Origin of the sequence: Thioalkalivibrio sp. ALE22 (assembly GCF_000381445.1) — a bacterium.
In the GTDB taxonomy this organism is placed as follows: domain Bacteria; phylum Pseudomonadota; class Gammaproteobacteria; order Ectothiorhodospirales; family Ectothiorhodospiraceae; genus Thioalkalivibrio.
On sequence record NZ_KB906499.1, the window covers coordinates 129,114 to 154,310 of the forward strand.

General features: G+C 68.2%; 28 protein-coding genes and 2 tRNA genes. 14 read left to right on the forward strand and 16 right to left on the reverse strand.

Translation table 11 applies throughout. The features are described 5' to 3' along the window. The first annotated feature begins 102 nt into the window (after positions 1-102). The 4 genes from glyQ (at position 103) to F793_RS0100685 (ending at position 4,587) form a co-directional block, all read left to right on the forward strand. On the forward strand, positions 103-1,047 hold the full coding sequence (gene glyQ, locus F793_RS0100670) for a glycine--tRNA ligase subunit alpha (protein ID WP_018881954.1): 945 nt from the start codon (positions 103-105) through the stop codon (positions 1,045-1,047). A 62-nt stretch (positions 1,048-1,109) separates the two neighbouring features. Continuing rightward, positions 1,110-3,191: a glycine--tRNA ligase subunit beta gene (gene glyS, locus F793_RS0100675; RefSeq protein ID WP_018881953.1), complete on the forward strand. Its 2,082-nt coding sequence runs from the start codon at positions 1,110-1,112 to the stop codon at positions 3,189-3,191. A gap of 9 nt (positions 3,192-3,200) precedes the next feature. Continuing rightward, positions 3,201-3,956 (forward strand): 1-acyl-sn-glycerol-3-phosphate acyltransferase, encoded by a 756-nt coding sequence (locus tag F793_RS0100680; RefSeq protein WP_018881952.1) that lies wholly within the window; start codon positions 3,201-3,203, stop codon positions 3,954-3,956. Beyond that, complete coding sequence (locus F793_RS0100685) at positions 3,946-4,587, forward strand: hypothetical protein (RefSeq protein ID WP_018881951.1); 642 nt, start codon at positions 3,946-3,948, stop codon at positions 4,585-4,587. Before F793_RS0100680 ends, F793_RS0100685 begins: the two co-directional genes overlap by 11 nt. 150 nt (positions 4,588-4,737) lie before the next feature. Here the strand turns inward: F793_RS0100685 and F793_RS0100690 are convergent, their stop codons facing one another. The 7 genes from F793_RS0100690 to F793_RS0100720 all read right to left on the reverse strand — a co-directional run bounded on the left by F793_RS0100690 (position 4,738) and on the right by F793_RS0100720 (position 11,833). Continuing rightward, positions 4,738-5,478, reverse strand: coding sequence for a ThiF family adenylyltransferase (locus F793_RS0100690; RefSeq protein WP_018881950.1), 741 nt, complete (start codon positions 5,476-5,478; stop codon positions 4,738-4,740). Beyond that, a complete protein-coding gene (locus tag F793_RS0100695) occupies positions 5,475-6,257 on the reverse strand; it encodes a TatD family hydrolase (protein ID WP_018881949.1) in 783 nt (260 codons plus the stop codon). Before F793_RS0100695 ends, F793_RS0100690 begins: the two co-directional genes overlap by 4 nt. A gap of 16 nt (positions 6,258-6,273) precedes the next feature. Next, positions 6,274-7,308 (reverse strand): NADP(H)-dependent aldo-keto reductase, encoded by a 1,035-nt coding sequence (locus tag F793_RS0100700; protein WP_018881948.1) that lies wholly within the window; start codon positions 7,306-7,308, stop codon positions 6,274-6,276. Between the two features lie 27 nt (positions 7,309-7,335). Next, positions 7,336-8,466 carry an FIST C-terminal domain-containing protein gene (locus F793_RS0100705; RefSeq protein ID WP_018881947.1) on the reverse strand — a complete coding sequence of 377 codons (1,131 nt, stop codon included), beginning with the start codon at positions 8,464-8,466 and terminating at the stop codon, positions 7,336-7,338. Then, positions 8,463-8,921 (reverse strand): hypothetical protein, encoded by a 459-nt coding sequence (locus F793_RS0100710; RefSeq protein WP_018878799.1) that lies wholly within the window; start codon positions 8,919-8,921, stop codon positions 8,463-8,465. Before F793_RS0100710 ends, F793_RS0100705 begins: the two co-directional genes overlap by 4 nt. A 134-nt stretch (positions 8,922-9,055) precedes the next feature. Further along, a complete protein-coding gene (locus tag F793_RS0100715; RefSeq protein WP_018867674.1) occupies positions 9,056-9,946 on the reverse strand; it encodes a phosphoribulokinase in 891 nt (296 codons plus the stop codon). 48 nt (positions 9,947-9,994) lie between these two features. Next, complete coding sequence (locus F793_RS0100720; RefSeq protein WP_018878800.1) at positions 9,995-11,833, reverse strand: SLC13 family permease; 1,839 nt, start codon at positions 11,831-11,833, stop codon at positions 9,995-9,997. A gap of 254 nt (positions 11,834-12,087) precedes the next feature. Here F793_RS0100720 and F793_RS0100725 point away from each other — a divergent pair, with 254 nt between their 5' ends. Further along, positions 12,088-12,948: a universal stress protein gene (locus F793_RS0100725; RefSeq protein WP_018867676.1), complete on the forward strand. Its 861-nt coding sequence runs from the start codon at positions 12,088-12,090 to the stop codon at positions 12,946-12,948. A 21-nt stretch (positions 12,949-12,969) separates the two neighbouring features. Here the strand turns inward: F793_RS0100725 and trmB are convergent, their stop codons facing one another. The 3 genes from trmB to thiS are packed head-to-tail and all read right to left on the reverse strand — an operon-like array spanning position 12,970 to position 14,757. After that, positions 12,970-13,698, reverse strand: coding sequence for a tRNA (guanosine(46)-N7)-methyltransferase TrmB (gene trmB / locus F793_RS0100730; protein WP_018881946.1), 729 nt, complete (start codon positions 13,696-13,698; stop codon positions 12,970-12,972). 2 nt (positions 13,699-13,700) lie between these two features. Beyond that, positions 13,701-14,507 carry a thiazole synthase gene (locus tag F793_RS0100735; RefSeq protein ID WP_018881945.1) on the reverse strand — a complete coding sequence of 269 codons (807 nt, stop codon included), beginning with the start codon at positions 14,505-14,507 and terminating at the stop codon, positions 13,701-13,703. Between the two features lie 43 nt (positions 14,508-14,550). Beyond that, a complete protein-coding gene (thiS, locus tag F793_RS0100740; protein WP_018867679.1) occupies positions 14,551-14,757 on the reverse strand; it encodes a sulfur carrier protein ThiS in 207 nt (68 codons plus the stop codon). A gap of 66 nt (positions 14,758-14,823) precedes the next feature. On the opposite strand from thiS, the gene F793_RS0100745 reads away from it, so the two are divergent. From F793_RS0100745 to F793_RS0100755, 3 genes are all read left to right on the forward strand, one after another. After that, positions 14,824-14,897: transfer RNA gene (locus tag F793_RS0100745), tRNA-Gly, on the forward strand. Positions 14,898-15,000: 103 nt separating this feature from the next. Further along, a complete protein-coding gene (locus F793_RS0100750) occupies positions 15,001-15,438 on the forward strand; it encodes a Fur family transcriptional regulator (RefSeq protein ID WP_018881944.1) in 438 nt (145 codons plus the stop codon). A 63-nt stretch (positions 15,439-15,501) separates the two neighbouring features. Further along, a tRNA-Thr gene (locus F793_RS0100755) sits at positions 15,502-15,577 on the forward strand. Between the two features lie 32 nt (positions 15,578-15,609). On the opposite strand, the gene F793_RS0100760 is transcribed toward F793_RS0100755, so the two are convergent. Further along, positions 15,610-16,896: a DEAD/DEAH box helicase gene (locus F793_RS0100760; RefSeq protein ID WP_018880972.1), complete on the reverse strand. Its 1,287-nt coding sequence runs from the start codon at positions 16,894-16,896 to the stop codon at positions 15,610-15,612. A 114-nt stretch (positions 16,897-17,010) separates the two neighbouring features. Here F793_RS0100760 and trxA point away from each other — a divergent pair, with 114 nt between their 5' ends. Further along, a complete protein-coding gene (gene trxA / locus F793_RS0100765) occupies positions 17,011-17,337 on the forward strand; it encodes a thioredoxin TrxA (protein WP_018867682.1) in 327 nt (108 codons plus the stop codon). A 189-nt stretch (positions 17,338-17,526) separates the two neighbouring features. Further along, positions 17,527-18,786, forward strand: coding sequence for a transcription termination factor Rho (gene rho, locus F793_RS0100770; RefSeq protein WP_018867683.1), 1,260 nt, complete (start codon positions 17,527-17,529; stop codon positions 18,784-18,786). Between the two features lie 241 nt (positions 18,787-19,027). Here rho and F793_RS0100775 read toward each other — a convergent pair whose 3' ends face one another. The 5 genes from F793_RS0100775 to rph all read right to left on the reverse strand — a co-directional run bounded on the left by F793_RS0100775 (position 19,028) and on the right by rph (position 22,355). Beyond that, the gene (locus F793_RS0100775) at positions 19,028-19,276 is read right to left on the reverse strand and encodes a transcriptional antiterminator, Rof (RefSeq protein ID WP_018867684.1); all 249 of its coding nucleotides are present in this window, start codon (positions 19,274-19,276) and stop codon (positions 19,028-19,030) included. Further along, positions 19,273-19,467 (reverse strand): CPXCG motif-containing cysteine-rich protein, encoded by a 195-nt coding sequence (locus F793_RS0100780; protein WP_026279307.1) that lies wholly within the window; start codon positions 19,465-19,467, stop codon positions 19,273-19,275. Before F793_RS0100780 ends, F793_RS0100775 begins: the two co-directional genes overlap by 4 nt. Continuing rightward, positions 19,467-20,735 (reverse strand): radical SAM family heme chaperone HemW, encoded by a 1,269-nt coding sequence (hemW, locus tag F793_RS0100785; protein ID WP_018880974.1) that lies wholly within the window; start codon positions 20,733-20,735, stop codon positions 19,467-19,469. The genes F793_RS0100780 and hemW overlap by 1 nt, the downstream gene beginning before the upstream one ends. Positions 20,736-21,011: 276 nt before the next feature. Continuing rightward, the gene (gene rdgB, locus F793_RS0100790) at positions 21,012-21,632 is read right to left on the reverse strand and encodes an RdgB/HAM1 family non-canonical purine NTP pyrophosphatase (protein ID WP_018881943.1); all 621 of its coding nucleotides are present in this window, start codon (positions 21,630-21,632) and stop codon (positions 21,012-21,014) included. Between the two features lie 3 nt (positions 21,633-21,635). Beyond that, positions 21,636-22,355, reverse strand: a complete 720-nt coding sequence (gene rph, locus F793_RS0100795) for a ribonuclease PH (protein WP_026280346.1) — start codon at positions 22,353-22,355, stop codon at positions 21,636-21,638. An 84-nt stretch (positions 22,356-22,439) separates the two neighbouring features. Here rph and F793_RS0100800 point away from each other — a divergent pair, with 84 nt between their 5' ends. The 4 genes from F793_RS0100800 to F793_RS0100815 all read left to right on the forward strand — a co-directional run bounded on the left by F793_RS0100800 (position 22,440) and on the right by F793_RS0100815 (position 25,180). Next, entirely contained in the window at positions 22,440-23,303 is an 864-nt protein-coding gene (locus tag F793_RS0100800) for a YicC/YloC family endoribonuclease (protein ID WP_018881942.1), read from the forward strand. A 3-nt stretch (positions 23,304-23,306) separates the two neighbouring features. Beyond that, positions 23,307-23,528, forward strand: a complete 222-nt coding sequence (locus tag F793_RS0100805; protein ID WP_018881941.1) for a DUF2835 family protein — start codon at positions 23,307-23,309, stop codon at positions 23,526-23,528. Positions 23,529-23,616: 88 nt separating this feature from the next. After that, positions 23,617-24,048 carry an Hsp20/alpha crystallin family protein gene (locus F793_RS0100810; protein WP_018867691.1) on the forward strand — a complete coding sequence of 144 codons (432 nt, stop codon included), beginning with the start codon at positions 23,617-23,619 and terminating at the stop codon, positions 24,046-24,048. 211 nt (positions 24,049-24,259) lie between these two features. Further along, entirely contained in the window at positions 24,260-25,180 is a 921-nt protein-coding gene (locus tag F793_RS0100815; RefSeq protein ID WP_018880194.1) for a DnaJ C-terminal domain-containing protein, read from the forward strand. Positions 25,181-25,197 lie beyond the last annotated feature (17 nt).

The window sequence follows — 25,197 nt, forward strand, 5'->3', positions numbered from 1 at the left end:
CGACTCGCGCGGGCGTCTCCGCGTTTCGCGCTGACGCTGACGGTGGCCGAGGCTGGAGCCCGGCCGATATACTGTCCGCTTTGCCCTGACCCGGGATCCCGCATGGCGCACGAACGCACCCCGTCCAGCAGCAGCCCCACCTTCCAGGACCTGATCCGTCGCTTGCAGGACTACTGGAACGACCACGGCTGTGTGGTCCTGCAGCCCTACGACATGGAAATGGGGGCCGGTACCTTCCATCCGGCGACCTTCCTGCGCTCGATCGGGCCGGAGCCGTGGCGCGCGGCCTACGTGCAGCCCAGCCGCCGTCCTACCGACGGGCGCTATGGCGACAACCCCAACCGCCTGCAGCACTACTACCAGTTCCAGGTGCTGCTGAAGCCGTCGCCGCCGGACATCCAGGACCTCTACCTCGGCTCCCTGGAGGCGCTGGGCTTCGACACGCTCACCCATGATGTGCGCTTCGTCGAGGACAACTGGGAATCTCCGACCCTCGGCGCCTGGGGCCTGGGCTGGGAGGTCTGGCTGAACGGCATGGAGGTCACCCAGTTCACCTACTTCCAGCAGGTGGGCGGGCTGGACTGCCACCCGGTCTCCGGCGAGATCACCTACGGGCTGGAGCGCCTGGCGATGTACCTGCAGGGGGTGGAGAGTGTGTTCGACCTGGTCTGGACCGTCGGCCCGGACGGCCGCCCGGTGACCTACGGTGACGTCTACCACCAGAACGAGGTGGAGCAGTCCACCTACAACTTCGAGCATGCCGACCGCGACTCCCTGTTCGCCGCCTTCGATCAGCATGCGAACGAGAGCGACCGCATGATCGAGCTGGGCCTGCCGCTGCCGGCCTACGAGCAGATGCTGCGCGCCTCGCACAGCTTCAACCTGCTGGATGCCCGCGGTGCGATCTCGGTCACCGAGCGCCAGCGCTACATCCTGCGCGTGCGCGAGCTGTCGCGAAACGTTGCGCAGAAGTATTACGAGTCGCGCGAGGCCCTGGGCTTCCCGCTGTGCGCCGATGACGACACCAACAAGCCCGACGCCGCCTGAACCCTATTTCCCGGATCGCGCGCCCTTGCGCGCGGTCGTGATGGACCCGACACGGACCCGACATGGCTGAAGCCCGCGAACTCCTGATCGAACTGGGCACCGAAGAGTTGCCCCCCGCCGCCCTGCCGCGCCTGCGTGATGCCCTGGCCGACGGCCTGGCCACCCGCCTGCGCGAGGCTGGGCTGGAACCAGGCGAGCCCGAGGCCTACGCCACCCCGCGGCGGCTGGCGGTGCTGTTCCCGGACGTCCCGGGGCAGCAGCCGGACCAGTTGCAGGAGCGTCGCGGCCCGGCTGTGGCCGCCGCCTTCGATGACGCCGGCGAGCCGACCAAGGCGGTGTTGGGCTTTGCCCGCTCCTGCGGCGTGGAGGTCGAGCGCCTGGAGCGCGAGACCACCGACAAGGGCGAATACCTGGTCTTTCGCCAGATGCAGCCGGGCCGCGCCCTCGGCGAGCTGCTGCCGGAGATGCTGGAGGCCGCGCTCGAAGCCCTGCCCACGCCCAAGCGCATGCGCTGGGGCAGCAGCCGCACCGAATTCGTGCGCCCCGCGCACTGGCTGGTGGTCCTGCACGGGACCGAGGTGCTGGAGATGACGGTTCTGGAGCAGACCGCCGGGCGGGCCACGCATGGTCACCGCTTCCACCAGCCCGGCGCGCTGGAGCTGAAGCGCGGCAACGACTACGCCGAGCGGCTGCGCAGCCCCGGCTTTGTCGAGCCGTCGTTCGAGGCGCGGCGCGAGAATATCCTGGCGCAGGTGCACGAACAGGCCAAGGCCCTGGGCGGGCGTGCACTGGTGGATGCCGACCTGCTGGACGAGGTGACCGCACTGGTGGAGTGGCCGGTGGCCCTGACCGGCGGCTTCGACCCGCGTTTCCTGGATGTCCCGCAGGAGGCGTTGATCTCCACCATGCAGGACAACCAGAAATACTTCCCGGTGGTCGACGAGGCCGGGCGCATGCAGCCGCACTTCATCGTGATCAGCAATATCGAGTCGCGCGACCCGCACGCGGTGCGCGACGGTAACGAGCGCGTGCTGCGCCCGCGCTTCGCCGATGCCGAGTTCTTCTGGCAGCAGGACCGCAAGAAGCGTCTGGAGGAACGGCTGGATGCGCTGGACTCCGTGGTGTTCGAGAAGCGCCTGGGCACGCTGCGCGACAAGTCCGTGCGGCTGGAGGCCCTGATGCAGCGCCTGGCCGGCCTGATGGGGCTGGATGCCGGGCTGGCCGCGCGCGCCGCGCGCCTGGCCAAGTGTGATCTGGTGACCCAGATGGTCTTCGAGTTCACCGAACTGCAGGGCACGATGGGCCGCTACTACGCCCTGCACGACCGCGAGGATGAGTCTGTCGCGGCTGCAATCGAACAGCACTACTGGCCGCGCCAGTCCGGCTCGGAACTGCCGGGTGTCCCGCTGGCCCAGGCCCTGGCGCTGGCGGACCGCCTGGACACGCTGGTCGGGATCTTCGCGATCGGCAAGCAGCCCACCGGTACCAAGGACCCGTTCGCCCTGCGCCGCGCCGCGCTGGGACTGGTGCGCATCCTGGTCGAGCGCGAACTGCCGCTGGCCCTGACCCCGCTGCTGCAGGCCGCGGCCGAGCCGATCCGCGAACGGGTGCCGGAGGCCGACCAGGCGGTGGAGCCGGTCCGCGAGTACATCCTGGAGCGCCTGCGCGGCTACCTGCTGGAGCAGGGCCAGGCGCACGAGACCATCGAGGCAGTGGCCGCGGTCGCGCCCGATACCCCGCTGGACTTCGTCCGCCGCGTGCGCGCGGTCAGCTTGTTCCGCGAGCGCCCGGAGGCCGAGGCCCTGGCTGCGGCGAACAAGCGCATCCACAACCTGTTGCGCAAGGCCGGCGAGGAGGCCGAGGCCGACCTCGACCCGGAGGCCCTGGCGCTGGACGAGGAGCGTCAGCTTTACCAGGGCCTGCAGGCGGTGCGTCCCGGCGTCGAGCAGGCGGTGGCCGATGGTGACTACCTGCACGCCCTGGGCGAGCTGGCGGGCCTGCGCGATCGCGTCGATACCTTTTTCGACCAGGTGATGGTGATGGCCGAAGATGCCGCCGAGCGGCGCAACCGCCTGGCCCTGCTGCGTGAACTGCGCCGCGCGTTCGAGACCGTGGCCGACATCGGCCGCCTGGCCACGGGATAGCGCCGCCGCATGCTGCCCCTGATCCGCGGTCTGCTGTTCCAGCTCGGGTTCATCAGCTCGATGCTGGTCTTCGGCGTGCTGGTGCCACCGCTGATCTGGCCGTTCTCGCGCCGCATCCGCTACCGGGTGCTGACGCAGTGGGGGCGCTTCAATGTCTGGTGGCTGCGGGTGACCTGTGGCGTGGACTACCGGGTGCGCGGCGCCGAACACATCGATGCGTCGCGTCCGCATGTGGTGCTGTCCAAGCATCAGTCGGCCTGGGAGACCGTCGCCTTCGTCGCGATCTTCCCGATGCAGACCTGGGTGCTCAAGCGCGAGCTGATGCGCATCCCGGTCTTCGGCTGGACGCTGGCGATGATCGATCCGGTGCCAATCGACCGCGAAGGCGGGCGCCAGGCGCTGGAGAATCTGGTCACCGAAGGCCGGCAGCGCCTCGACGAGGGCCGCTGGGTGATCGTGTTCCCCGAGGGCACGCGCGTGGCCCCGGGCGAACACGGGCGCTACCGTCAGGGCGGCGCGATGCTGGCCGCGCGTACCGGCTACCCGGTGCTGCCGGTGGCGCTCAACAGTGGCAGCTTCTGGCCGAAGAAGGGCATCCGCCGCTACCCCGGCACCATCGAGGTGGTGATCGGCCCGCCGATCGAGACCGCCGGGCGCAAGCCGGTGGAGGTGCTGGCCGAGGCCGAAGAATGGATCGAGACCACTATGACCGGGATCGAGCCGCGTCCCGCCCGTCCGTCATCGGAGCCCGCTCATGACGAATGAACCCGTGATCAGCGCGCCGCTGGTCGAACTGCGTGACCGGACCATTTACCGCATCGGGGATGGTTCGCCGGCGGTCTGGCTGATCGACGACCTCGAACTGGGCGGGATCCTGGTCAACGCGCCGGCGTATTCGGAACCCCTGCTGGCGGCGATCCGGGCCATCACCAGGCCCGCCTACCTGTTCCTGCCCAGCCGCCATGGGGCACAGGACCTGGAGGCCTGGCGGGCGGCTGGCCTCGAGACCCTGGCGTTCGAGGCGGAGGCCCCGGCGATCCGCGCGGCCGGCGGCGAGATCGATATCGCCTTCAACCGCAAGCAGCGCCTTTCGCGCACCATCGATTTCCTGCCGATGGCCGGGGTGACCGAGGGCACCTGTGCCCTGCGCCTGAAGAACCTGCCTGGAGTCGTGTTCTTTGGCCCGGCGCTGGCACCCGGGGCGGATGGCTGGCCCACGCTGACCCAGAATCCGGAGGACCATTCCTTCGAGGCGCGCCTGTTCGGCGCCCTGGGCGTGAAGGACCTGAAGTTTGCCTATGCCTTCTGCGACCGCTTCGATCCCGCCACCACGCAGTATGGCCCGGACGCCGACCAGCACATCCAGGCCCGCATCGAGGCGGTATTCGACGAATAGCATCTTCGTAGGGGGTGGGGTTGTCTTGGCCTGTAGGAGGCCAGCCCTCTGGCCGATGGGGTCGGGCCGTATCGCTCAGGGGGCTGAGCTCCCACAGGGCAGGACGGAACCCGTGGCTGCAGGGGTCACGGAGCGAGCCGTGTATGGCGGTCAGGCGCGGGCGATCAGGCTCTGGATTACGTGGCCGGCGGCGGTCAGGCCGAAGATCGCGGGCAGGTAGGAGATCGTGCCGTTGACCGAACGCGGCCGGCCGCCGTCCCCCACCGGGCGGTGTTCGGTGCCCTTGCGCGGCTGTTCGATGGAGAACACCACGGGGTAGTCGAGATGCGCGCCCAGGCGCCGCAGGCGCTTGCGCATCTGGCGCGCGAGCGGGCACACGCGCGTCCCCGCCAGCGGCCCCACGCGCACGGCGGTGGGGTCGATGCGCCCGCCGGCCCCCATGCTCGAGATCACGCCCTGCCCGCGCGCCTGGGCCGTCGCGACCAGCGCGGCCTTGCAGACGATGGAGTCGATCGCGTCGAGCACGAAGTCGGCATCCTCCGGGACCAGGTCGCCGACGGTATCGGGCTGGAGGAAGTCGTGGCGGATCGTGAGCTCGATTTCGGGATCGATGTCGTGGATGCGGTTCGCCATGATCTCGGTCTTGGGTCGGTCCACGGTGGAGCGCAGCGCGACCAGCTGGCGATTCAGGTTGGAGGCGCCCACCACGTCGTGATCCGCCAGGGTCATGCGACCGACGCCGGCGCGGGCGATGGCCTCGGCGGCGTAGCTGCCGACCCCGCCGAGACCGGCGATGAACACATGCCGGTCCCGCAGGCCGGCCGTCACCTCGTGGCCCAGTAGCAGATCCGTCCTTTCGGTGTAGGGGTTGTGCGGGGCGGCGGGACTCATGCGTCGGGACCGGTCGGAAGCCGGAGGACCCGGCGTGCGTTTTGTGACGTGATTATAGCCATCTCTTCGGGCTCCATGTCCCGCAGGGCCGCGAGCCGGCGATTCACTTCGGCCGTCATCGCCGGTTCGTTGCGCTCCCCCTGATGTCCGGCCAGGGGCTGATCGGGTGCATCGGTCTCCACCACCAGGGCCTCCAGCGGCGCGTCGCGCACCACGCGGTGCAGCTTCTTCGCCCTGTCGAAGGTCACCGGGCCGCCGATGCCCAGGCAGAAGCCCAGGTCGGCCGCCTGGCGGGCCTGCTGCGGACTTCCGATGAACGCATGCAGGATGCCGGTCAGGCCCGGTTGCTGGCGCAGGCCCTTCAGCACCGCGTCCAGCGCGCGCCGGCTGTGGATGATCACCGGCAGGTCGCGTTCGCGGGCGATGGCCAGCTGCCGCGTGTAGAAGCGCCACTGGCGATCCCAGTCGAGACCCTCCTGATAGCCATCGAGCCCGATCTCGCCGACCGCGATGGTCTCCGGGTGCCTATCCAGCCAGGCCTCCAGGGCGTCGAGGTCCGCGTCCGCGTGGGCCTGCAGAAAGATCGGGTGCAGGCCGTAGGCGACATGCAGGCCGGCGTCGTGATGGTGCAGGGCGTCGAGATCGGCCCACCGGGCGCGCGTGACGCCGGGCAGGACCATCTCCCGCACCCCGGCGGCGCGGGCGCGGTCCAGCACCGCCGGGCGATCCGGATCGAACGCGTCCAGGTCCAGGTGGACATGCGTGTCGATCAGCTCCACGCCCGGTTCCCCGGGTTTACGGGCAGGGGTAGGTGTGGCGGGCGTGGATGGCCTCGATGGCCTCCAGCACGGCTTCGGACAGGGTGATGTCCACGGTCGCGATGTTCTCGCGCAGCTGCTCCATGGTGGTCGCGCCGATCAGGTTGCTGGTCACGAAGGGCTGCTGGTTGACGAAGGCCAGCGCCAGCTGGGACGGGGTCAGGCCATGTTCGTGCGCCAGACGTGCGTACTCCGCGGTGGCGGCCAGGCCGGATTCGTTGCTGTAGCGCTGGAAACGCTCGAACAGCGTCAGGCGGGCCCCTGCGGGCTTCGCCCCGTCGAGGTACTTGCCGGAGAGCATGCCGAAGGCCAGCGGCGAATAGGCCAGCAGGCCGGCATCCTCGCGGATGGCCATCTCCGCCAGCCCCGCCTCGAAGCTGCGGTTGAGCAGGTTGTAGGGGTTCTGGATGGACACGATGCGCTCGGACAGCCCGCGGTCATGCGCCCGGATCCACTCCATGAAGCCCCAGGGGGTCTCGTTGGAGATCCCGATGGTACGCACGCGGCCACTGTCGACCAGGACCCTCAGGGCCTCGGCGGTTTCCTCGATCGGGGTCGCGTCATCGTCTGTCTTGTGGACATAGCCCAGCTGGCCGAAGAAGTTCGTGGAACGGGCGGGCCAGTGGACCTGGTAGAGGTCCAGATAGTCGGTCTGCAGACGCTTCAGGCTGTCGTTCAGGGCCTGTTCGATGTGCTCGCGGTTCAGCTTCGGGCCACCGCGCAGGTAGTCGATCATGCCCGGACCGGCGACCTTGCTGGCCAGCACGACCCGATCGCGGTTGCCGCGCGCCGCCAGCCAGTTGCCGATATAGGTCTCGGTCAGGCCCTGGGTCTCCTCGCGCGGGGGCACGGGGTACATCTCGGCGGCGTCGATCAGGTTCACGCCCTGTTCCAGCGCATAGTCGAGCTGTTCGTGGGCCTCGGCCTCGGTGTTCTGCTCGCCCCAGGTCATGGTGCCCAGGCCGATCAGGCTGACCTCGATGTCGGTACGTCCCAGTTTGCGGTATTCCATGCCTTCTCCCGGCTGCAGTCAGGCGTGTCAGGTGAACAGGGTGAGGACCCCGGTGTAGCCGTACAGGCGGTTGGCGAAGATCTCGCCGTTGGCGAAGAAGCCGACCAGCGGTACGTCGCCCAGATGTTTCTGCACGATACCCAGTTCGGTGCCCTCCTGCGCGAACTGGTGGCGCCCGCGTCCGACGCAGGAGACGTAGATCGCCCCGCGGATGCCGTTGGGGGCCTGGGCGCGGATCTGTTCCAGCATGCGTTCCAGGTCCTCGATCGCGGCCTGGCCGTCGCGGCGCACGAACAGGATCTGCGAGCCCTGCTCCAGCATTTCGCCGACCGCCAGGACCTGCTGGTCCAGGTCGATGCCGATAATGTTGCGCACGCGGTAGTCGCCGGTGTCGGAACCGGCGATGGGGAAGCCGACCAGGATGTAGCCCAGCGCCCGCTCGAGGTCGCGCGACAGGACATCGCCAATGATGCCCTTGAACGCCGGCAGGGCCTGCTGACCGTCCAGGCGCACGATGATGTTGCGCCAGGTCTCGGTCAGCTCGTGCTGGCCGGGCAGCGGGGTGCAGCCCTGGCTGTGGCGTGCGGCGATCGCGACATCGTCGCGCAGCGCGAGCCCGGTGATGCCCGAGGCGGCCACGCCGTCGGCAATCTGCACCACGCCGTCGTCGCCGGAGTTCACTCCGCCGGTCGCGAACCAGGCGGTCCGTTCGCCGATCTCGGTCAGGGTGTCCTCCAGCCCTTCCATGCGCGGGTCGGCGTTGAGGATCAGCCGGCCCGGGGTCTGCGGGTCGAGGAACCCGTCGAGTTCCTTCACGAGCTCGTCGAAGCCGCGCACCGGGTGATAGATCACGCGGACGCTGGCGGCCGGAAACTCGCCGATCATCAGGGTCGCGCCGGTCTGTTCGTAGAGCTCGTCGTGCGGGCCGATCACGGCCATGGCCATGCCGCCGACGAAGTGATCCACCCCCAGCCCCTCGCGCAGGTGTTTCAGCAGGGTGCGGGCGTGGCGGCTGAGCGCGTCGGAGAGGTAGATGAAGCCGACCCGCACCTGATCCCCGGCGCGCGGCGGCTGTTCGCCCAGCTCGGCGATCAGGGCGTCGGCCAGGGCCCGGGGTTCATCGCCGCGGGCGGTGGCACTGCGAAAGGCATTGGTCATAAACCGAGTTGCTCCAGCATGCTCAGGGCCTCGTTGTCGTCGACCGGCAGGCCGGGGTGCGCGTTCAGGCCGCCGTCTTCGGTGAAGACCAGGCGGGCGTGGTGGCGGGTGTCCAGTTCTTCCAGGAACCAGGCGATCTCCGAGGGATGCACCGCGTGTTCCCCGCGCTGCAGGTGGCGCACGAGGATGGCGTCCTCGCGCACATCGAGAAACAGGGGCTGCGGCAGCTCCAGTGGCAGGATATGGGTCTGCACCAGCCACTCCACGGGGCTCGGCCGCCGCCGTGGCAGCGGGCGGCTGTCGATGCGGAAGTGCCCGCCGCCGCCCGGCTGCTTCAGGAGCTCCTCCAGCCAGTCGCCGGTGAAGCCCTGGTGAACGATCAGCGAGCGACCGGTGTAGCGGCCGCGAAAGCGCTCCATCTGCTGGGCCGGCCGCGGCCCGAAGAGTCCGAACACGCCTACTCCGTCCTGTCCGTTAAAGCCTGAATCCTAGCGGAATGGCGGGCCCGAAACGAAAAAAGCCCCGCCGGAGCGGGGCTGGGGAACTTCCCGGGAGCCGGGGAGACGCCGGGCGGGCGCCTCCCGGCAAATCAGCCGCGACGCGACAGCATGTCGTGGATGATCGGGCCGAGGATGACCTCCATCGCGAAGCTCATCTTGCCGCCCGGGACCACCAGGGTCTTGGGGTTGGACATGAAGGAGTCCGGGATCATGTTCAGCAGGTAAGGGAAGTCGATGCCGAACTTCGTCGGGTCCTTGAAGCTGATCACCACCATGGACTCGTCCGGGGTCGGGACCGCACGGGCGATGAACGGGTTGGAGGTGTCCACGGTCGGCACGCGCTGGAAGTTGATGTCGGTGTAGCCGAACTGCGGGGTTATGTAGTTCACGTAGTCCGGCATGCGCCGCAGGATCGTGTCCACGATGGCCTCGGCGGAATACCCGCGCTCGGCGTTGTCGCGGAAGATCTTCTGGATCCACTCGAGGTTCACGATCGGCACCACGCCGATGCCCAGGTCCACGTGCTGCGCGGCGTTCACGTTACCGTCGACCACCAGACCGTGCAGGCCCTCGTAGAACATCAGGTCGGTGCCCGGCTGGATCTCTTCCCAGGGGGTGAACTCGCCCGGGCCCAGGTTGGTGCCGAGGCGCTCGTTGTGCTGCGCGGCTTCCTCGTCGGAATGCAGGTAGTAGCGCTTCTCGCCCTGGCCGGTCTCGCCGTAGGTCTTGAACAGGCCCTCGATGCGATCGAACAGGTTGGCCTCCGGGCCGAAGTGCGAGAAGTGGTGATTGCCCTCGTCCGCGGCCTTCTGCATGGCCTCCTTCATCGCCTTGCGGTCATAGCGATGGAAGCTGTCGCCCTCGATCACGACCGGGTTGATCTGCTCGCGACGGAAGATCGACTCGAAGGAGCGCTTTACGGTGGAGGTGCCGGCACCCGAGGAACCGGTCACCGCAATCACGGGATGCTTCTGGGACATGGGATTTCTCCTTGCAAACGGGTTGCACAAAGGTCGTTGAAAGAAAGCCTAGAAAATCAGATTGAGCATGAACATGGCGACCACGGCGAACAGGATGGTCATGATGCCGCCGGCCTTCATATAGTCCTTCACCCGGTAGCCGCCGGGGCCCATGATCAGGGCGTTCACCTGGTGGGTCGGGATCAGGAAGGAATTCGAGGTCGCGATCGCGACGGTCAGCGCGAACACGCGCGGGTCGGCGTCCATGCCCGCGGCCTGCGCGGCGATCGCGAAGTTGATCGCCAGCGGCACCAGCAGCACGGTCGCGCCGACGTTGGACATGACCAGAGTGAAGAACGTGGCCAGCGCGAAGATCGTCGCCTGCAGCACCCAGGGCGGCACGGTCCCCAGCATCTCGAGCGTGTTCTGCGCGATCCATGCCGCGGTACCGGTGTTCTCCACCGCCATCCCCAGCGGGATCAGCGAGGCGAGCAGGAACACCGTCTTCCAGCTTACCGCGCGATAGGCACTGTCGAGGCTGATCACGCCGGTCAGGATCATGCCCAGCGCGCCGGTCAGCAGGGCCACCGACAGCATCAGGTCGGTGAACACGATCAGGCCCACGGTCAACGCCAGGAAGAACAGGGCATGCGGCACCTTGGACGGGCGCAGTTCCTCGTGCGGGTAGTCCGAGGTGATCACCACGAAGTCGCGATCCTGTTCCAGGCGCGCCAGGGATTCCCAGGTGCAGTGCACCACCAGGATGTCGCCCGGTTCCAGCGGGATGTCGCGCAGGCCCTCGCCATAGGTCTCGTTGCCGCGCTGGATGCGCATCACCGACAGCCCGTAGGTCTGGCGCATGGCCAGCTCGGTAACGGTCTTGCCCGCCAGGTTCGAGCCCGGCGCGATCGCCACCTCGGCGACCCCGGAACGTCCGCTGTCCAGGGCGTTGGCGAACACGTCCAGATTCGTCGAGGGGCGCTTGCGCGTGCCCTCGCACAGCTTTTCCATCCGCGCGGGGCTGGCCAGCACCGCCAGATGCGAGTTGGCCTGGATCTCGTAGCCGGTCCACGGCGCCATGCGCAGCTCGTCGCGGACGTAGGTCCCGACGATCGCGATGCCGGTCTCGCGTTCGATCTCGGCCACCGTGCGCCCGACCATTGGGTCGTTTTCCGGGACGAACAGCTCGTGGATCTCGTAGGACAGGCCGTACACGCGCTGGAAGTAGTCCTGCGCGTTCTCGCGCTGCGCCGACTTGGTCTTGACCGAGGGCAGGACGAAACGCCCCAGCAGCACGAAATAGACGATCGCCGTGGCCAGCAGGGCCAGGCCGATCGGGGTCACGTCGAACAGCTGGAACGGCTCCATGTCGGAGGGCAGCAGGTCGTTCAGCAGGATCAGCGGGCTGGAGCCGACCAGGGTGATGGTGCCGCCCACGATCGCCGCGAAGCCCATCGGCATCAGGAGGCGCGACAGCGGGATGTTCAGGCGGTTGGAGATGCGGCTCATCACCGGCATGAACAGCGCGGCGGCGCCGATGTTCTGCATGAAGCTGGAGATCACGCCGACCGTGCCGGAGACCGTCGGGATGATGCTCTTCTCCGTGGTGCCGCCCACCCGCATGATGAACGCCGCGACCTTGTGCATGACGCCGGTCTTGTCCAGGCCGGCGCCGATGATCATCACCGCGATGATCGAGATCACCGCGTTGGAGGCAAAGCCGCTGAACAGTTCCTCCTGGCCGACCAGCATCCCGAGCCCTGGCACCAGCGTCAGCAGGCCCAGCAGCACCATCACCGAGATGGCCGCGAGGTCCACCCGGATGATTTCGGATACAAACAGGAAGATCGTGAACGCGAGCAGCGCGAGCACCACGATCATCTCGGTGGTCAGCGTAAGGTTTTCCATGTTCCAGTCGTGTCCTGAAGACCCGCGCCGGACGGCGCGTGGCCGGAAGCCGAAGGGGACGCGCGCCGGGCGCGGGCGCCGAGGCGGGTCGGAGGAAACGGGTTCCGCCTTTCCCTTGAAAGCGCGGGATTATTTCATCCCGCGGGCACGGACGCAAAAAACGCGCCGTGGATGGCTGCGCCATGGCACTCGCCGTGCTGGCGTTTGCCGGCATGTCGGTTATGCTGAGCAAAAAGTCCAGGTGGAGACCCCGTATGTCCGAATCCGATGCCCCGCTGTGCCGTTTCGAGACCATTGTCCTGGCGACGGATGGTTCCGAATTCAGCGTAGCCGCCGAGAATGTGGCGCTGGACCTGGCGCAGCGCTGCGGCGCGCGCCTGGTGGTCGCCCGCATCATTCCAACGGACACCCAGCACGACGCCCTGTCGCCGCCGCGCAGCCACGAGGCGAGCGTGGCCGGCCAGGCCGATCTGGATGCGCTGGAGAAGCGCGCCCGCGAGGCGGGCATCGACGCCTCGATGATCCTGCGCCACGGGGTCGACCGGCATCAGGAGATCGTCGCCATTGCCGAGGAGTACAAGGCCGGCCTGATCGTGATCGGCCGGCGTGACCGGGGCGATCTGTCACGCCTGATGGTGGGCGACGCCACGCGCAAGGTAATCGGTCTGGCGCCCTGCAACGTGATGGTCGTCCCGCGCGGTGCCGAGGCCCCGCACCGCGGGCTGCTGGTCGGGACCGACGGCTCCGACCTGGGCGACCAGGCGGTACGGGCCGCGATCGAGCTGGCGGGTTACTGCGACCTGCCCCTGACGATCGCCACGGTGGCGGTACCGGGCCAGAGCGACGAGCGCCGCCAGGAGGGCGTGGAGGCGGTTCAGCGCCTGCAGGGCGAGGCGCGCGAGCAGGGCCGGAAGGCGGATGCCACCACCGAGGAAGGCCGGCCGGAGCTCGCGCTGGTGGAGATCGCCCGGCGCGACCAGCGCGACCTGATCGTGCTCGGCAGCCATGGCCGCACCGGCCTCAAGCGCCTGCTGATGGGCAGCGTCTCCGAGCGCGTGATCGGCGGGGCCGAGTGCCCGGTGCTGGTGGTCAAGAACGCCTCAGGGAAACCCTGAAATCAGTGTTTCCCTGAGGCCTCAGGCGGGTTCGTTCGTCCGCCGGTAGAGCAGATCGGCGACCTGATGGCCGCGGCCGACCCCGCGGCGCTCGAACTTCGTCACCGGGCGTTCCGGTGGCCGACCCGGGGCCGGAACCGGGCCGTCTTGCGCGAACCACGGCGCGCATTCCTGCATCACCGCGATCATGTGCTCGGCGTACTCGGCCCAGTCGGTGGCCAGGTGCAGCCGCCCGCCCGGCCGGATACGCGTCGCCAGATGACGCACGAAGGCCGGCTGGATCAGGCGCCGCTTGTGGTGGCGCTTCTTGTGCCAGGGGTCGGGGAAGAACACCTGTACGCAGTCCAGGCTGCCCGGCGCCAGATAGTGCTCCAGCAGTTCCACCGCATCGGCGTCGCTGACGCGCACATTGGTCAGCCCGCGCTGTTCCACCTCGCGCAGCAGATGCCCGACCCCGGGCCGGTGCACCTCGGTGCCGATGAAGTCACGTTCCGGCTGCTGTTCCGCCTGCTCGGCCAGGCTCTCGCCGTCGCCGAAGCCGATCTCCAGCGTGACCGGTGCCGTGCGCCCGAACACCGCTGCCAGATCCAGCGGCGCGGCAGGCTCCGGGAGCTGCAGGCCGAAGCGCGGCAGCAGTTCGTCCAGCGCGCGCTGCTGGCCCGGCGTCAGCCGGCCCTCGCGGCGCACGAAACTGCGTATGCGCCGGTAGAACGGCCTGCCGTCGGAAGCGGAATCGATCGTTTCGTCCATGTTCAGCTGAAGAACAGGCCGGTCTGCGGCGAGGAGGCCGAGGCGTAGCGGCGTGGCGCCATGCGCCCGGCGAGGAAGGCCTGGCGCCCGCCGATGATCGCGTGGCGCATGGCCGAGGCCATCATCACCGGGTCGTCGGCGGCGGCGATGGCGGTGTTCATCAGGACGCCGTCACAGCCCAGCTCCATCGCGATGGCGGCATCCGATGCGGTACCGACGCCGGCATCCACCAGCACGGGGACCGTGGCGTTTTCGACGATCTCGCGGATGTTGTAGCGGTTCTGGATGCCCAGTCCGGAGCCGATCGGCGCGGCCAGCGGCATGATCGCCAGGCAGCCGATCTCTTCCAGGCGCTTCGCCAGCAGCGGGTCGTCGGTGGTGTAGACCATTACGTCGAAGCCCTCGGCGACCAGGGTCTCGGCGGCCTTCACGGTCTCGAAGACGTCCGGGTACAGGGTCTTCTCGTCGCCCAGCACCTCCAGTTTCACCAGGTTGTGCCCGTCCAGCAGCTCGCGTGCCAGGCGGCAGGTGCGGACCGCGTCCTCGGCGGTAAAGCAGCCGGCGGTGTTCGGCAGCAGCGTGTAGCGCTCCGGCGAGATCACGTCCAGCAGGTTGGGTTCGTCCGGATTCTGGCCGATGTTGGTGCGGCGGATCGCGACGGTCACGATCTCCGCGCCGCTGGCCTCGATGGCATCGCGGGTCTGGTCCAGGTCGCGATACTTGCCGGTGCCCACCAGCAGGCGGGAGGTGAACTCGCGCGAGCCCACGCGGAAGAGATCGTCGGCAGACGCGGCGGCCGGTTCGGTCATGGTAATTCCTTCGTTGAAAGTAGTTACGGACGGGGGCTCGGACTCATCCGCCCCCAATCGCCTGCACGATCTCCACGCGATCGCCGGGATACAGCGGGTGCGCGGCGTGTTCGCTGCGCGGCACCAGCTCCTCGTTGACCTCCACTGCCAGGCGCCGGCCACCGAGGCCGCGTGCCTCGATCAGCGTGGCCAGCGTGGCCTCGCGATCGTCGGGGAGCTCGAAGGGTTCGCCGTTCAGCTGGATCTGCATGGTTCTTCGTCCGGCGTTCAGGGCCGTTGAGCCGGAGGCCGACAAGGCCTACAATCGCCGGCTCAAGCGGGTGTAGTTCAATGGTAGAACGGGAGCTTCCCAAGCTCTTAATGTGGGTTCGATTCCCATCACCCGCTCCATCTTTTCTTATTCTATCAGGCTTCCCGGCCCTATCGATCGCCTTGACCTGTCTCCGGGGCGGGATATGGACTTGCTCCAGAGCCCTGTTATATCTTCGGAATCATGAACACCGACTCCCACAATCCGGATCTGCTGTCGGTCGAAGCGGCGCGCGAGCTCCTGCGCGAACATGCGATTTCCCCGACCGAGCAGCGCGTCGAGATTGCCCGCGTGATGTTCGCCCGCCATCAGCACCTCAGCGCCGAGCAGATCCTCGCGCAGTTGGTGCGGCATTCCTCGCGGGTCTCCAAGGCCACGGTCTACAACACCCTGAATCTGTTCGCCGAGAAGGGCCTGGTACGCGAGGTCCTGATCGACCCCGCGAAGCTGTTCTACGACTCCAACCTGAATCCGCACCACCACCTGTTCCATACCGATACCGGGGAACTGGAAGACGTGGACCCGGCGCGGATCGACATCTCCGACCTGCCCCCGCTGCCGGAAGGCAAGGAACTGCAGGGTGTGGATGTCGTCATCCGTGTGGGCAGCCGGCGCTCCTGAATCCGGTCGTCCGGCCCCGCCGGATTGTGGTCGATCCCGGCCCCCGCTATCATGTCGCGCTTCGCCGGTGTAGCTCAGTTGGTAGAGCAATCGATTCGTAATCGATAGGTCGGAGGTTCGACTCCTCTCGCCGGCACCATTTTCCCCTGCGCCCGGTGCGGCGCGTCTGCGTCAGTTTCGGCCGCCGCGCTGCGGGCGCCCGCCGCCGGAGCGCGGGCCACCCCGGCCACCTCCGCGCCGATCGTCGCGCGGCTTGCGCGGACGCGGCTTCGGTTTCACGGCATCCTGGAACAGCCGCTCGGGGTCGACGCTCGCGGTGGGGATGCGCTCGCCCAGATAGCTCTCGATGTCCGGCAGGTAGAAGGCCGAGTCCTCGCAGCCGAAGCTGATCGCGTCGCCCTCGGCGCCGGCGCGGGCCGTGCGCCCGATGCGGTGCACGTAATCCTCGCCGGACTGCGGCAGGTCAAAGTTGAAGACGTGACTGACCGCGGGGATGTGCAGCCCGCGCGCGGCGACATCGGTCGCCACCAGAAAGCGGTACTCCCCGGAGGCGAACTGTTCCAGCAGGGTCTGGCGCTTGCGCTGTGGCACGTCCCCCGACAGCAGGGCGGCCTTCTGCTCGTTCGCGTTCAGCCAGTCGCAGACCTTCTCGGCGCCATGCTTGGTGTTCACGAACACGATCGCGCGCTCGGGCTCCAGGTCACGCGCGAGCCCCAGCAGCAGCGGGATCTTCTCGTCGTTGGCCGGGTAGTAGATCACCTGGCGCACGCGGTCCGCGGTCAGGGTCTCGGCCTCGACCTGGACCTTCTCCGGGTTGTTCATGTGCTCGAAGGCCAGCTCCATCACGCGGTAGGACAGCGTGGCCGAGAACAGCATGGACAGGCGCTCGCCGGGGGGTGCGCAGCGGCGCATCAGGAAGCGCACATCCTTGATAAAGCCGAGATCGAACATGCGGTCGGCCTCGTCCAGCACCACCACTTCGGTGTACTTGAGGCCGAAGACCTTCTGCTTGAAGTAGTCGATGATGCGCCCCGGTGTCCCGATCAGGATGTCCGCCCCGGCCTCGAGCTGCTCGCGCTGCGTGTCATAGCCGGTGCCGCCGTAGGCCAGGGCCAGCTTCAGCCCCGTCTCCGCGCCCAGCGACTCGGCATCCTTGTGGATCTGGATGGCCAGTTCGCGGGTCGGCGCCAGGATCAGGGCGCGCACGTCCGTGGGGCGGCGGTTCGGCGAGGGCGCCTGGCGCAGCAGCCGGTTGAAGGTCGCGATCAGGAAGGCCGCGGTCTTGCCGGTCCCGGTCTGCGCCTGGCCGGCGACGTCGCGCCCGGCCAGGGCGATCGGCAATGTCTGCGCCTGGATCGGGGTGCAGGTCTCGAAACCGGTGGCGCGGATGCCCGCCTGGACGGGTTCGGGCAGATCGAGCTGGTCGAAGCGGGGCGTGTCCTGGGCGGTTTCGGTCATCGGGTTCCTCGGGTGCTGCCTGTTACTTGAACTGTCCGGCGCTGATCGTCGATAGTAAGGCCGAGCAGCCGGCGGTGCGGGCTGTTCCCCCAACCCAAGTCATGAGGGCTCGGAGTGAGCGACAAAATTGTTTACACATCGGACGCCGGTTTCGACGAGGACGTCCTGAAGGCCGACCAGCCCGTCCTGGTGGACTACTGGGCCGAGTGGTGCGGTCCCTGCAAGATGATCGCGCCCATTCTGGACGAAATCGCCGAAGAATACGCCGGCAAGGTCAAGGTCGCCAAGCTGAACATCGACGAGAACCCGTCCACGCCGCCGAAGTTTGGCATCCGCGGGATCCCGACGCTCATGCTGTTCAAGGGCGGCGATGTCGAGGCCACCAAGGTCGGTGCCCTGTCCAAGTCGCAGCTGACCGCGTTCCTGGACCAGCACCTGTAATATCCGCGCCTGGCGGTCCGCCGCCAGGCCCAGCAGGCGCATGGCTTCGCCGGGCTTGCCCCGCGCCGCCGCCTCGCTTACCATCGAACGAGTTCGAGTGGCCGCCAGGCCATTCCCTGCCTCCTTCCAGTCAATCCGTGCGGCCACCCCCGGTCGCCGATCATCCACGTTGAATACAGCACCCCACGCATGAATCTGACCGAATTGAAGCGGATGTCCGCTGCCGATCTCGTGGCCTTCGCCGAAGAAAAGGGCATCGAGAACATGTCCCGCGCGCGCAAGCAGGAGATCATCTTTGCCCTGCTCAAGGCCCACGCCAAGAGCGGCGAGGCCATCTACGGCGACGGCGTCCTCGAGATCCTCTCGGACGGCTTCGGCTTTCTGCGCAGCGCCGACAGCTCCTACCAGGCCGGCCCGGACGACGTCTACGTCTCGCCCAGCCAGATCCGCCGCTTCGGCCTGCGCACCGGGGACACCATCTCTGGCAAGATCCGCCCGCCCAAGGACAACGAACGCTACTTCGCACTGCTGAAGGTCTCGGAGATCAACTTCGAGCCGCCGGAGAACGCCAAGCACAAGGTGCTGTTCGAGAACCTGACCCCCCTGCATGCCAACGAGCGCATGCGCATGGAGCGCGGCAACGGTTCCACCGAGGACATCACCGCCCGCGTGATCGACATCGTCGCGCCGTTCGGCAAGGGCCAGCGCGGCCTGATCGTCTCCCCGCCCAAGGCGGGCAAGACGCTGATGCTGCAGAACATCGCGCAGAGCATCGCCGCGAACTACCCCGAGTGCTACCTGATCGTGCTGCTGATCGACGAGCGCCCGGAGGAGGTCACCGAGATGGACCGCATGGTCCAGGGCGAGGTCGTCTCCTCCACCTTCGACGAGCCGGCCCAGCGCCATGTGCAGGTCGCCGAGATGGTGATCGAGAAGGCCAAGCGGCTGGTCGAGCACAAGCGCGACGTCGTCATTCTGCTGGACTCCATCACCCGCCTGGCGCGCGCCTACAACACCGTGGCGCCGAGCTCCGGCAAGGTGCTGACCGGCGGCGTGGACGCCAACGCCCTGCATCGCCCGAAGCGCTTCTTCGGCGCCGCGCGCAACGTGGAAGAGGGCGGCAGCCTGACCATCCTCGCCACCGCGCTGGTGGATACTGGCTCCAAGATGGACGAAGTGATCTACGAGGAGTTCAAGGGCACCGGCAACATGGAGGTGCACCTGGAACGCCGCATCGCCGAGAAGCGCATCTACCCGGCGATCAACGTGAACCGCTCCGGCACCCGCCGCGAGGAACTGCTGACCGCCCCGGACGAGCTGCAAAAGCTCTGGATCCTGCGCAAGTTCCTGCACGGCATGGACGACATCGAGGCCATGGAATTCCTGCTCGGCCGCATGCAGTCGTCCAAGACCAATTCCGAATTCTTCGACCAGATGAAGCGCAGCTGACCCGTCGTCCCCGTTGGTTGACTGCACCACAGAGGGCACGGAGAACACGGAGAAAGGAAGGCCGCACCGATAGCAGAGTGCGGCACACCAAGACGTTATGCGTGGCGCATTGTGGGCGGGCTCATTGGATGATCCCCTGAGCCGGCCCTATGCCAGAGTCTCCCTGCCGAGCCCGGCGGTCGCCGACGGCAGAGCTTGCATTGAATTCCTCTGTGTTCTCTGTGTGCTCTGTGGTGAATGATTAGCCCGAGACGGGTTCGAAGCTGATCAGGCGGTCCAGGCGCCACCACTGCCGGCGGCCCGCGGTGTCGCGCAGGATCAGGTATTCGGCACCGCGCCGGGTGCGCAGGTCCAGCGGGCGCACGATCGCGATCCGGTCCATCTCGCCGCGCCGCCAGTGCGTGCGCAGAAACTGCCCGCGCACGATCGCCAGCTCCAGCTCGGAGTAGCGCTCGCAGGCAATCGGGGTATAGGGCGGCGCTTCGCTCACTCGCCCTCCCGTCGGGCCTCGATGCGCGGGATCTCCTCGTCGCCGGCATCCTCGCGGCGGAACACGATCGGGGCACAGCACACCGCGCAGTCCTCGATCCACTCGCGGTCGTTGCTGACCATGTCCACCGTGGTCTCGCCGGGCTCGCCGCACCAGGGGCAGGCAAAACCGACAAACTCGACGGGACGCATCATCGACCCTCCTCCCGGCCTGCGGGCCAGGCGATCGGCGTGGCAACCGAGTCCTGCGGCGTCCCTTCCGGAAGAAAACGTTCCAGCACGTTGTTGAGAAACGCCAGGCCCCGTTCCGTGGCCTGCAGCCGTTCCGGATCCGCGACCAGCAGCCCGTCCGCGCGCAGTTCCGAAAGTGCGGGTTCCAGCATCGCCAGTGGCAGGCCGCAGCGCGCCTCGAAGCTCGCGGCCGGCACGCCCTCCACCAGCCGCAGCGCGTTCAGCAGGAACTCGAAAGGCCGCTCCGCCGTGTCTACGGCCTGATCCTTGTGCGTCTGCGGCGCGGCCAGCCAGGCCTCGGGCTGGCGCGGCTTCATGCGGCGCAGGATCGCGCCCTGATGGACCTGCGTCAGCTTGCCGTGGGCCCCGGCCCCGATGCCGAGGTAATCGCCGAAGGTCCAGTAGTTGCGGTTGTGCCGACATTCCTGCCCCGGACGTGCATAGGCGGATACCTCGTATCGAGTATAGCCAGCCGCCGCCAGATGGGACTGGCCGCGGGCAAACAATTCCTCGATCGTCGCATCCTCCGGCAGCTCGGGCGGGCGCGCCGCGAACAGGGTGTTCGGTTCCAGGGTCAGTTGATACCAGGAGATATGTCCCGGGTCCTGCTCGATCGCCGCCTGCAGATCCGCGATCCCGGCCGCGACCGACTGCCCCGGCAGACCGAACATCAGGTCCAGGTTGATGGCCTCGAAGCCGGCGGCACGGGCATGCTCCACCGCGCTCAGGGCCTCCGCCGCACCGTGGATGCGCCCCAGGCGCGCGAGCATCGCGTCGTCGAAGCTCTGGATGCCCAGCGACAGCCGGTTGACCCCCGCCTCGCGGTAGCCGCGGAAGTAGGCGCGGTCGGCGGTCCCGGGGTTGGCCTCCAGCGTTACCTCGCAGTCCGGTCGCAGCGGCAGCCGGGCGCGCAGGCCGGAAAGCAGAGCATCCAGCGCCTCCGGCGGGAACAGGCTGGGGGTGCCGCCGCCAATGAAGACGCTCTCCAGCCGCCGGCCCCAGATATCCGGCAGCTGGCCTTCCAGGTCGCGCAGCAGCGCGTCCACGTAGTCATCGAAGGGCGGCTCGCCGCGCGGCTCGTGCGAGTTGAAGTCGCAGTACGGGCACTTGCGCACGCACCAGGGCAGGTGCACATACAGCGCCAGGGGCGGCGGATGGGTCAGCGCGGCAGTCATGTGCGAAGCATAGGCGAGGGGGCGGGTGGCGTCGAAAGGACCCAGTCCCGCCATTGCGGCCTTGCGCGCCGGTGGTCCCCTGCCGACCGCCACAGCGCTGCGCGCCTCGCGATGACGGGGACAGGAAGCACAGTCATCGCGAGCGCCGCAGGCGCGTGGCGATCTCCCCGGCCTGGCCCCGACGCGGGTCCGAACATGCGCCGGGGTGTCGTCGGGAGGTTGCCACGGCCCCTGTGGAGCCTCGCAACGACGGGAAGTCCCCGTCATCACGAGGCGCGCAGCGCCGTGGCGATCTCTCCGGGTGGCCCCGGTGCCGGACGGCGTGGGTTGTCAGGCCGGCGGGTTGCCCATGCGCTCGCGCAGGGCGCCCCCGAGTTCTTGCAGGGCCTGACCGCGATGGCTCAGGCGGTTCTTGGTCTCCGGGGGCAGCTCGGCCGAGGTGCAGCCCTCCTGGGGCACGAAGAACAGGGGGTCGTAGCCAAAGCCCTCGGCGCCGCTGGCCTGTTCCGCGATGCGCCCGGGCCACACCCCCTGGGCGATGATCGGCGCCGGATCCTCGGCATGCTCCAGGTACACCACGACCGCGCGGAACCGTGCGCCGCGCTGTTCCGGCGGGACGCCGGCCAGTGCCTCCAGCAGCTTGGCGTTATTGGCCGCGTCGTCGCCATCGGGGCCGGCATAGCGCGCGGAGTAGATCCCCGGCTGGCCGTGCAGGGCATCGACCTCCAGCCCGGAGTCGTCGGCGATCGCCGGCAGTCCGGTGTGGCGGGCGGCGTTGCGCGCCTTGAGGATCGCGTTCTCCACGAACGTCAGGCCAGTCTCGTCGGCCTCGGGCACGGCGTGCTCGGACTGTGCCTCGACCGTCAGCCCCAGCGGTTCCAGCAGGGCGCGGATCTCGCGCAGCTTGCCGGGGTTGCCGGTGGCCAGGACGACGCGGCGCGCCTCACTCATGGTTCAGCCCTCTGCGAGCACGGCGCGCTGGGCCTCGCAGATCTCCTGGATGCCCTTCTCGCCCAGGTCCAGCATCTGGTCCAGCTCGTCGCGGCGGAAGGCGTGGCCCTCGGCTGTGCCCTGGATCTCGATCACGCCCCCGGCCTCGTTCATCACCAGGTTCAGGTCGGTCTCGGCCTGCGAGTCCTCATCGTAGTCGAGGTCGAGTACCGGTTCACCGCCGCAGATGCCCACCGAGATCGCGGCGACCTGGCCGTGCAGCGGATCCTTGCGGATCAGCCCCTGTTCACGCGCCTTGCGGATGGCGTCGTACAGGGCGACGTAGGCCCCGCTGATGGAGGCGGTGCGGGTGCCACCATCGGCCTGGATCACGTCGCAGTCGACGATGATCTGGCGCTCGCCCATGGCCTCCAGGTCCACCACCGCGCGCAGCGAGCGGCCGATCAGGCGCTGGATCTCCATGGTGCGGCCACCCAGCTTGCCGCGCGCGGCCTCGCGCACCATGCGGTCATGGGTGGAGCGCGGCAGCATGCTGTATTCGGCGGTGACCCAGCCGCGGCCCTTGTTCTTCAGCCACGGTGGCACGCGCGACTCCACCGTGGCGTTGCACAGCACCCGGGTGTCCCCGAACTCCACCAGTACGGAACCCTCCGCGTGGCGGGTGAAATGGCGGGTAAAACGCACGGGGCGCATTGCGTCGGCTGTTCGGCCACTGGGTCGCATGCTGTGATCCTTGCTAGATTTGGGTGGGGCGCAGTATACGGGCCGCCACCGCCACACGCAGCAGGGATCACCATGGAGGGACGCATGATCACCAGTATGACCGGATTCTCCCGGCACGCGATGAGCCTGGACGCGGGCGTGTTCGACTGGGAGCTGAAGAGCGTCAACCACCGCTATCTCGAGCTGCGCGTCCACCTGCCCGATCACCTGCGCTCGCTGGAGGCCGAGGTGCGCAGCCGCCTGAAGGCCCGCCTGGCGCGCGGCAAGGTGGATGCGGTCCTGCGCGACCGTGGCCAGGCCGACAACGCCCCGGAGGCCTTCGATCACGAGCGCGTCCGGGCGCTGATCGGGGCCTGCGCCTCCATCGAGCGCATGATGCCGAACCCGGCGCCGGTCTCGCCGCTGGACGTGCTGCGCTGGCCGGGTGTGCTCCAGGGCAACGCCGATGTCGGCGAGAGCCTCGCGCAGCCCCTGCTGGCGGGCTTCGACGACGCGCTGGAGGCCCTGGTCACGATGCGCACGACCGAGGGCGCGGCCCTGGCCGACGGCATGCGCTCGCGCCTGGACGCACTCGCCGAGCACGCCCGGACGATTCGCGCGCGGCGCCAGCCGATGCTGGACGAGCAGCGCGGCCGCATCCTCGCCCGGATTCACGAGCTGGACCTGAATCTGGATCCGAAGCGTCTGGAGCAGGAAGTCGCCCTGCTGGCCCAGCGCATGGACATCGCCGAGGAGCTGGACCGCATCGACGGCCATGTGGCGGCCGTGCACGAGGTCCTGGAACAGGGTGGCCCCAGCGGGCGGCGGCTCGACTTCCTGATGCAGGAGTTCAACCGCGAGGCCAACACCATCTCGTCCAAGTCGCATGACCTGGAGATCACCCGCGCCACCGTGGAGATGAAGGTCCTGATCGAGCAGCTGCGCGAGCAGGTGCAGAACCTGGAATAGCCCATGCGCCGGTTTCGCCTGCGTCTGGCCATCTCGCGCCAGGAGATGGAGGACTACTACACGGGTCGCGCCGCAGTGGTCTTCGCCCAGGCCGACAGCGGCGAGAGCGTGCAATTCCCCGCCCGGCTGCTGCGCAGCCACCTGGATCAGCGCGGGGTGCACGGCGTGTTCGAGCTGGTCACCGACGACGACTACAAGCTGCGCGATTTTCGCCGTCTCGCGTAACGGGTATGCCCCCAGGCCCTTGAAAACGCGGGATGTGTCCCTACGTCTATGGGTGAGTCAGATGACACCCGCACAAGGAGGGAACGCCATGACCATGACCCGTTACGAACCGTTCAGCCTGCTCGGCCAACTGTCGCGCGAACTCGGTCGCATGCCGGACATGCCCGGCACCGAGGACTCCGCCGCGACCTCCGACTGGGCCCCCGCGGTGGATATCCGCGAAGAGACCGATGCCTACGTGCTGCATGCCGATATCCCCGGGGTGGACCCGAAGGATATCGAGCTGCACATGGAGAACGGCGTGCTGACCCTGCGCGGCGAACGCAAGCACGACAGCGAAGAGGAGAAGAACGGCTACAAGCGCATCGAACGCGTGCGTGGCACCTTCTTCCGCCGCTTCTCGCTGCCGGATACAGCCGACGCCGAGAACATCTCCGCGCGCAGCGAGAACGGCGTGCTGGAGGTGCGCATTCCGAAGCAGGCCCGCGTGCAGCCGCGCCGGATCCAGATCGAGAGCTGATCCGGCCCCACCGGCCCGGCAGGATATCCCTGACCGGGCGCAACATGGGCGCTGCCCCGGGGCTTCCCGTGGTGGCGCCCGGTTTTTTAGGCCCCGAGGAGGCGCGGTTTCGTGTCTCCCTGGGTGACAGCCGCATCCCGGCTATCATGATCGCCATGACCGCAGGCGGGATCCGGGTGTCACCCGAGGACGCAATCGTTCGAGGAACGCAATGGAATACAAGGACTACTACAAGATCCTCGGTGTGAGCCGCGACGCCAGCCAGGACGAGATCAAGAAGGCCTACCGCAAGCTGGCGCGCAAGTACCATCCGGATGTCAGCAAGGACCCGGACGCCGAGACTCGCATCAAGGAGGTCAATGAGGCCTACGAGGCCCTGGGCGATCCGGAAAAGCGCAAGGCCTACGACCAGCTCGGTTCCAACTGGCGCCAGGGCCAGGACTTCCGCCCGCCGCCCGGCTGGGACGGCTGGACCCAGCACGGCGGGGCCCGCGGGGGCGCCGGAGCCGGGGCCGACTTCGGCGGCTTCTCGGACTTCTTCGACTCCATCTTTGGTGGCGGCGGCATGGGCGGTGGTCGCCGCCGTTCGGGCGGGGCCGGCTTCAACATGCGCGGGGCCGACCGCGAGGGCCGGGTGGAGATCACTCTGGATCAGGCGCTCAAGGGCACCGAGGTGTCGGTCAACGATGCCGAGGGCCGGGTACAGCGCGTGCGCATCCCCGCCGGGGCCCGGGACGGCTCGCGCCTGCGCGTGCGCGGCCAGGGCGACCCGGGGGTCGGCAGTGGCGGCGCCGGCGACCTGCTGCTGGAGATCCGGGTCAAGCCGGACAGCCGCTACACCCTGGACGGCCGCAACCTCTACCGCGAGATCCCGATCACGCCCTGGGAGGCCGCGCTGGGCGCGACCATCGAGGTCCCCACGCCGCATGGCTGGGTCAATCTGAAGGTTCCGGCCGGCTCGCAGTCGGGCAAGCAGATGCGCCTGAAGGGCAAGGGCCTGCCGGGCAAGCCGCCGGGGGATCTCTACCTGAAGCTGATGGTGCAGGTGCCGCCGGAGGAAGAGGCCGGCGACTGGTACCGCAAGATGGCCGAGAAGTCGTCCTTCGCCCCGCGCGCCAACCTGGCGCCCTGATAACCGGAACCCCGTTC